Source organism: Streptomyces mayonensis, assembly GCF_018982965.1.
In the GTDB taxonomy this organism is placed as follows: Bacteria; Actinomycetota; Actinomycetes; order Streptomycetales; family Streptomycetaceae; genus Streptomyces; species Streptomyces mayonensis.
This window is the reverse complement of sequence record NZ_JACBYP010000052.1, coordinates 46,226-53,651: the sequence shown is the minus strand read 5'-3', so window position 1 is coordinate 53,651 and position 7,426 is coordinate 46,226. Positions and strand designations below refer to the sequence as shown.

Below are 7,426 nucleotides of genomic sequence, written 5' to 3'. Positions count from 1 at the left end.
GGGTGGGCCGGCCCGCCCACCGCACCGGCCGGCCCACCCTGCCCCCGCGCGTACGGCAGCACCGGCCCACCGCCCGCGCAGACCACCGATGCCGGGTGCAGGCCGGGAGCGCGGGGCCGCACCGCCGTACGCACGAACCGGCGCCCGCATGCCTCAGCGCCCTGCCCGACCGATCCCAAGGGCCGGCGCCCCGTTCCGAACGGCAGCTCGGTCCCGTCGGCCGTGCGGGCCGCTCGGGGGCGGGGTCCGTGCGGGCCGGTCGTCCGTTCCCGCTGTGCGGGTGGCGTCGGCTCGGCTGTTCTGGCCGGGACGGCGTCCGCTTCGGTGCCGGCGACCGGGGCTCCGCGCCGAACGGCGGTGCCGGCCCGTCGGCCGTGCGGGCCGCTGGGCGGGGTCCGTGCGGGCCGGTTGTCCGTTCCCGCCGTGCGGGCGGTGTCGGCTCGGCCGTCCCGGCCGGGACGGCGCCGGTTCCGTACCGCCGGTTCCGTACCGCGCCGTCTCCGTACCGCCGTCCCCGTCCCCGCTCCCGTCCCCGCGCCGCCGTTCCCGCCGCCTCCGGGCGGGTCCGGGAGGCGGCCGCCATGTCCGTATCCGACCGATGCCACCGACCCCCGGCTTGGACCCCCAGTGAAACTCACGATCACCACCGCGGACGCGCAAGGCAGCCGCACCGACCACATACTCGACCTGCCCCCCGAAACCACCACGGACGAACTCGCGGTGGCGCTCTCCACGCCCCGGCTCTACCTCGACGGAGAGCCGCTGGAACCCGGTACGCCGCTCGGCAGGGCCGGGGTGCGCGACGGCGCGCTGCTCGGGCTCGGCGCGCCCGTCCCGCCGGCCGCCGAGGACCGGGAGGCCCGGCGCCCGTCCGCCACCGAACCGGCCCTGCTGGAGCTGCGGCACGTGGCCGGTCCCGGCGCCGGGCAGGTGTGGCGGCTCGGCCCCGGCCTCTACGAGGTGGGCACCGACCGCGGCTGCCTCGTACGGCTGCCGGACATCGCACCCGAGGACGCCGCCGAGGGGCACGACGACGGGACGCCGGCGGCCGGCACCTGGATCACCGTGCACGCCGACGGCACCGCGAGCTACCTGCTGCCCGAGGACGCCGACCCGGAGCGGTGCGGGCTGCGCAGTCTCACCCCGCCGCCGCCCGTCGACCCGGAGACCGGCACCCCGCTGACCGACGAGGAGCCGGCCGGCCGCGAGGACGGCGGCCCCGGCGGCCACAGCGCCGAACCGGCGCCGCCCGGCCCGGACGGACTCCCGGCGGAGCCCGAGCCGCTCCCGCCCGGCCAGGTGCCCCCGCCTCAGGACGGCAGCGAGGAGTGGCCGCTCTGGGCCGACCTGGCCCTCGGCGACCACCTGCTGCGCCTCGCCCCGCCCTACGCGCCCGACGCCGCCGTCAAGCTGTCCGCCGACGGACTCACCGTCGAGTACAACCGGCCGCCCCGCATCACCCCCCACCTGGACGCCGAGAACCTCAGCCTGCCGGGGCCTCCCACGCCCGCCGGACCCCGCCCGTTCCCGTTCATGATGATGATGTCGCCGCTGCTCATGGGCCTCGTCATGATGTTCCTGATCCGGTCGTTCTACTTCATCGCGCTGATCGTCTTCACCCCGATCATGGCGATGGGCAACTGGCTGACCGGCCGCCGCGCCAACCGCAAGCGCCACGAGGAGGAACTCCGCCGGTACCGGCTGCGCCGGGCGGCCCTGGAGCGGGAGATGCGCCGGGCCACCGTCGACGAACGCGAGCAGCGGAGTATCGCCTCCCCCGACCCGGCGACGGTCCGCCTCACCGCGCGCGGCCCCGGGCACCAGCTGTGGGAACGCCGCAGGCACCACGGCGACTACCTCACCCTGCGGCTGGGCACCGTCGCCCGCGCCTCACTGAAACGCATCACCGACTCGGTGCGGGAGAGCAACCACCGGCAGGTCAACTGGCGGCTCGCCGACGTGCCGATCGGCGTGGACCTGCCGCAGCTCGGCGCCATCGGCATCACCGGCGCCCCGCGCGCCGCCCTCGCCCTGGCCCGCTGGCACGTGGCCCAGGCGGCGGTCCTGCACAGCCCCCGCGACCTCAGGATCGTCGTACTGACCGAAGAGGACCGCGCCGCCGACTGGGCCTGGGTACGCTGGCTGCCGCACCTGCGGCCGGGCCGCCTCGGCCCGGACAAGGCCCCCGTCATCGCCATCGGCAACGACCCGGAGTCCACCGCGCAGCGGATCAGTGAGCTGTACGCGGAGATCCAGATCCGGACGGAGGCCGGAGCCGCGGGAAACGGTGAGCCGGACATCCTGGTGGTCATGGACGGCGCCTGGAGACTGCGGGACGTGCCCGGTACGGTGCCGATCCTCACCGAGGGCCCGGCGGTCCGCGTCTACAGCATCTGCCTGGACGAACGCGAGCGCGTGCTGCCCGAGGAGTGCGCCGCGGTGATCACCGCGACCGGCAACCGGCTGACCCTGCGCAGCTCCAACGTCCGTGCCGTCTCCGAGATCCGTGCCGACCTGGTCACACCCGAGTGGTGCGAGGAGGTCGCCCGCGCCCTGGCACCGGTCCGCGACGTCACCGTGGAGGGCGACGCGGGCATGCCCGCCGAGGTGGAACTGCTGCCGCTGATCGGGCAGGACCCGCCGGACCCGGCCGCCCTGCTGGTCCGCTGGCTCAAGCGCCCCGCCTCCACGGTGTTCGCCATCGGTGTGGGCCACGAGGGCACCGTCGCCCTCGACCTCGCGCAGGACGGCCCGCACGGCCTGATCGGCGGCACCACGGGATCGGGCAAGTCCGAGCTGCTCCAGACCCTGATCGCCTCCCTGGCCGTGGAGAACCGGCCGGACGAACTCGTCTTCGTCCTCGTCGACTACAAGGGCGGCAGCGCCTTCCGGGAGTGCGCGGAACTGCCGCACACCCTCGGCATGATCACCGACCTCGACGGCCACCTGGTGCAGCGCGCCCTCGCCTCGCTCGACGCCGAACTGCGCCGCCGCGAGGAGGTCCTCGCCGAGGTCGGCGTCAAGGACCACCGCGAGTACCGTGCCAAGCGCGCCCGCGACCCGGAACTGGCCGCGCTGCCCCGGCTGTTGCTCGTCATCGACGAGTTCGCCACCCTCGTGCGCGAACTGCCCGAGTTCGTCCCCGGCCTGATCAGCCTGGCCCAGCGGGGCCGTTCCCTGGGCCTGCACCTGCTGCTGGCCACCCAGCGTCCGGCCGGCTCGGTCAGCAACGAGATCCGCGCCAACACCAACCTGCGCATCGCGCTGCGCGTCACCGATCGCCACGAGAGCCAGGACATCATCAACGCCGGCGGCGCCGCGGGCATCTCGCCGGCCACGCCCGGCCGGGCCCTGATCCGGCGCGGCGACGGGCCGCCCGTGCCGTTCCAGACCGCCTACGTCGGCACCGAGCGCCCGCTGCCCCAGGACGACGAGGAGCACGGGGCCGAGGCCGTACGTCCGGCCGCACCGCACGTCGTGCGCCGGGCGGAGATGGACTGGCGGACGCTGGGCCGCCCCGCGGCGCTGCCCGCCGCCGGCCCCGAGGCGGAGGAGGAGGCGCCGTCCGGGGCGGGGACCGAGGACCCGCCCACCGACCTCAGCCTCCTGGTGGAGGCCCTGCGCGCGGCCACCGACTCGCTGGACGACTTCTCGCCGCAGCCCCGTCCCTGGCTGCCGCCGCTCGACGAGCGGCTCGTCATGCCCGAGCCGTCCAGGGACCCCGAGCCGGGCGGTGCCCTGCTGCCCGAGATCCCGCTCGCCCGCTACGACCTGCCGAGCCGTCAGGCCCAGGTGCCGGGCACCGTGGACCTGGCCCGCTTCGGGCACCTCTACGTCATCGGAGCGCCCCGTTCCGGCCGTACGCAGGTACTGCGCACCCTGGCCGGCGGCGCGGCCCTGTACCTGGCCAGCGACCAGGTGCACCTCTACGGTCTCGACGCCGCCGGCGGCGGCCTGGCGGTGCTGGAGGAACTGCCGCACTGCGGTGCCGTCGTCCCGCGCCAGGACCCGGAGCGGATGGACCGGCTCATCCGCCGCCTGGTGACAGAGCTGACGGAGCGTCAGGCGCTGATCGCGGAGCACGACGTCGCCTCCGTCGCCGAACTGCGCACCCGGCTGCCCCGGGACCAGCGGCCGCCGCACCTCGTGCTGCTGATCGACGGCTGGGACGCGCTGACCGACCTGCTGGAGAAGTACGACGGCGGGCGGCTCAACGAGGAGCTGTTCCGGCTGCTGCGCGAGGGCGTCACCGCGGGCATCCACGTCGTCGCCACCTCCGAACGGCAGCTCCTGGGCAGCCGGGCCGGGCAGCACAACGACAAGCGGCTGCTGCTGCGGCAGACCGACCGTACGGACTTCGCGGCGGCCGGTATCGACCGCAAGCACGTGCCCGAGAACGTCCCGCCGGGCCGCGGCTGGTTCGCTCCCGGCGCCGTCGAGGGGCAGATCCTGCTGCTGCCCGCACCGGGATCCGCCGAGACGGGGGACCAGGCGGACGCGCTGCGGTCCATCGGCCGCCGGGCCACCGTCCGCGACAGCGGGGTCGACGGGGCGCGGCGTCCGTTCCGGGTCAACGCCCTGCCGGGGCAGGTCGCCTTCCAGGAGATCGTGGACGGCATGCCGCAGGAGGAGTGGCGGCCCATGCGGGCGCTGGTCGGGGTGGGCGGCGACGACACCACCGCGATGTGCCACGACTTCGTACGCGACTCGCCCACCTACCTGGTGGTCGGACCGCCGCGCAGCGGACGGTCCACGGCACTGGCCGGGATGTGCGTCTCGCTGCTGATGAGCGGCACGGCGCTGCTCGTCGTCACCCCGCGCGACTCGCCCCTGCGGCAGCTCGCCGCGCACGGCCTGGCCGTGGTCGTCAGCGGCCCCGACCCGTCCGGTGAGGAGATCGAGTCGGCCCTGGAGAAACTGGCCGGACAGCAGGTCGTCGTGGTCGTGGACGACGCCGACCTGCTGGCGACGGGCCAGGCCGACCGGGCGCTGCGGCGGCTGGCCACGTCCGGGCAGGAACGCGGACAGGCCCTGCTCGCGGCCGTTCCCGCCGAGGGACTGACCTCGATGGGATGGCTGGGCGTCGCCCGCAGGGGCCGCGCCGGACTGCTGCTGGGGCCGCGCAGCCTCACCGAGGGCGAGATCGTCGGGGCCCGGCTGGGCGCCCAGCACATGCGGCCGACCATCGTCGCCGGGCGCGGCTGGACCGGTGACGGGACGGGCCGCGCCCTGGCGGTGCAGGTGCCGCTGACGGTGCTCCAGCAGTAACGGCCGCCCGGCACGGCCGATGCGCGCTACTTGTCCACGCTGGTGACCTGGGTGTGGTCTGCGTTCCAGTTCACGTTGGCGCCGATGTTGCCGCCGGTCGGGGCCCACGCGCGCGGGTCCTTCTCGCTCATCGGGTTCTCGGTCGCCTCGGGCGCGTAGCCGCCGTCGCCGTCCAGGCCGCCGAGCGCGCCGACCATCGCGGCGTTGTCGTTGTTCTCGAAGGCGGTCTTGATGTTGCTGAACATCTGCGCGTACATCTCCAGGCTGGCGCCGGCGCTCTGCAGGGTGCGGCTGAACTGCTCGTAGGCCGTCTTGAGCGCCGGGGAGGCCTGTTCGAGGTAGAGGCCGTGGTCGAGCAGGGTGTCGACCTTCTGCATCAGCGAGTACACCTCGGGGATGATGATGTCGGTCTGCGCGACCAGCACGCTGCAGCAGTCCGCTATGTCGTCGTAGACAAGAGCGATGTCGTCGTTCGCCATGGGGTCTCCGTGTGGGTGTGGGGTGAGCCGGGGCGGCTGCCGCTACTGCTGCGGCGGATTGAGGATGGCCTGGGCGTACTTGTGGTCCATCTCCAGCAACCCCTCCTTGATCTGGTCGAACTGGTGCGCGTACTTGGACACCGTGTTGACCAGATCGTTGAGCTGCCCGATGAACGCGGTGAACTTGTCGTCCAGTACCACCCCCGTCTCCGGCAGGACGAGAGAGGTGCCCAGGGTCTCGGCCACCTTCGTCTTGGCCTTGACGACGGCGGGCGTCAGCACCTCCTCATTACTGAGCCGCATTGCGGCGGTGGCCTCGTCGACCTCACTGCTGATCATCTGGATGTTCGCGCCGGGCGTGCTCATGGGAAACGTTCCTCCTGGTGTGGGGGAGTGGGTGTGGTCAAAAAGGGGTGTGATGGTGATCAGACCTTGTAATGGCTGTTGCCGGGGATCGAGTTCTGGCCCGTCGGGTCGAGGTCGGTGACGGGCTCGTCGTCCCCGCCGCCGCTGTCGCCTCCGCTGTCGTTCTCGTCCTCGACCTTCACCCACTCGCCGTAGGGGCCGTCGCGGGTGTACTCGGTGACGGTCACGGTCTCCTCGCCGTCCTCCTCGCTGGTCGTGGTGACCGTCCTCTGGCCCGAGCCCGGCCGCTCGGAGCCGGAGTCGTCGATCCTGACCTCCTCCACCGTGACGCTCCCGTCGGGGGACGTGCTCGTGCTGGTGTAGTCCTGGGTGCTGTAGGCGGGCTTCGTGTCCCAGGTCCACCGGTCGTTCTCGTCGTCGTACACGGGCTCGGGGTTGTCCGGCTGGATGAGCGTGGGCTTGCCGTGGTACTCCGTGCGCGTGGTGTACTCCTCGCCGTTCTCCAGGCGGACGACGGACTCCTCGGTGGTCACGTTGTAGTCGTCGTCGTAGGTGACGTCCGAGGAGATCACGTTGCCCCGGCCGTCCTTGATGGTGGCGCTGCTGGGCGGCTCGTCGGCCGGCTTGTCGGGTTCCTCGCCCGGCTGGGGCGGCACCCGGTCGCTGATCCCGTCGACCTCGTAGATGTCGTCCGACATGTTCTGGCGGTAGGTGTCGCACCACGCGGGCCGGCCGGGTCCCTCGGCCTGGCAGGCGGTGTCGATGTCGGTGTCGGGGTGCTCACGGAGGTAGTCGGCGGCGCCGATCTTCTCCACGTAGGCGTTCCAGGCGTCGGTCTTCTGCTCCCACTCGTCGTGGGCCGCCTTCTCGCTCTTCCACCGGTTCAGCTGCATCGACGTCGCGGACGTGGTGGCACTGGACGCGATCACCCCGTCCTGCTCGAACGCCACGTGCGCGAAGCCCTCGAAGGTGTTGCCGAACCTGCGCAGTCCGTCGGCGCCGTCCTTCACCCGCTTCGCGGAGAGCCGGTAGAAAAGGCCGAACTTCGAGGCGACGTACTGGCTGCCGAACACGTCCTTGTTGTCGGAGGACGACTGCTTGCCCAGCTCCTCGAACACGCCGCCACCGCCGCCGCTCTCGGCGTCGTCGGCCAACCGGTGCATCTGACGCTTGAGTTCGTACAGCGTCTCGTAGCTGACCGCGAATCTGTCGGGTGCCATCCGCGCCCTCCCATTCCTCCCGCTGCGGCCGTCGCACAGGCCCCTTCAGTTCTTCTACGCTCGACCCGCCGCAGGGGTTCAGCTGAACCATTC

4 protein-coding genes are annotated in these 7,426 nt (G+C 73.0%); 1 reads left to right on the top strand and 3 read right to left on the bottom strand.

The genetic code is table 11. The features are described from left to right. Positions 1–627 precede the first annotated feature (627 nt). Complete coding sequence (locus HZS56_RS20405; RefSeq protein WP_216722176.1) at positions 628–5,268, top strand: FtsK/SpoIIIE domain-containing protein; 4,641 nt, start codon at positions 628–630, stop codon at positions 5,266–5,268. 26 nt (positions 5,269–5,294) lie between these two features. Here the strand turns inward: HZS56_RS20405 and HZS56_RS20400 are convergent, their stop codons facing one another. From HZS56_RS20400 to HZS56_RS20390, 3 genes are read right to left on the bottom strand one after another with little or no spacing between them, the layout of a single operon-like run. Next, complete coding sequence (locus HZS56_RS20400; protein ID WP_216722175.1) at positions 5,295–5,747, bottom strand: hypothetical protein; 453 nt, start codon at positions 5,745–5,747, stop codon at positions 5,295–5,297. Between the two features lie 42 nt (positions 5,748–5,789). Continuing rightward, positions 5,790–6,113, bottom strand: coding sequence for a hypothetical protein (locus HZS56_RS20395; protein WP_216722174.1), 324 nt, complete (start codon positions 6,111–6,113; stop codon positions 5,790–5,792). 59 nt (positions 6,114–6,172) lie between these two features. Next, positions 6,173–7,333, bottom strand: a complete 1,161-nt coding sequence (locus tag HZS56_RS20390) for a hypothetical protein (protein ID WP_216722173.1) — start codon at positions 7,331–7,333, stop codon at positions 6,173–6,175. Positions 7,334–7,426 lie beyond the last annotated feature (93 nt).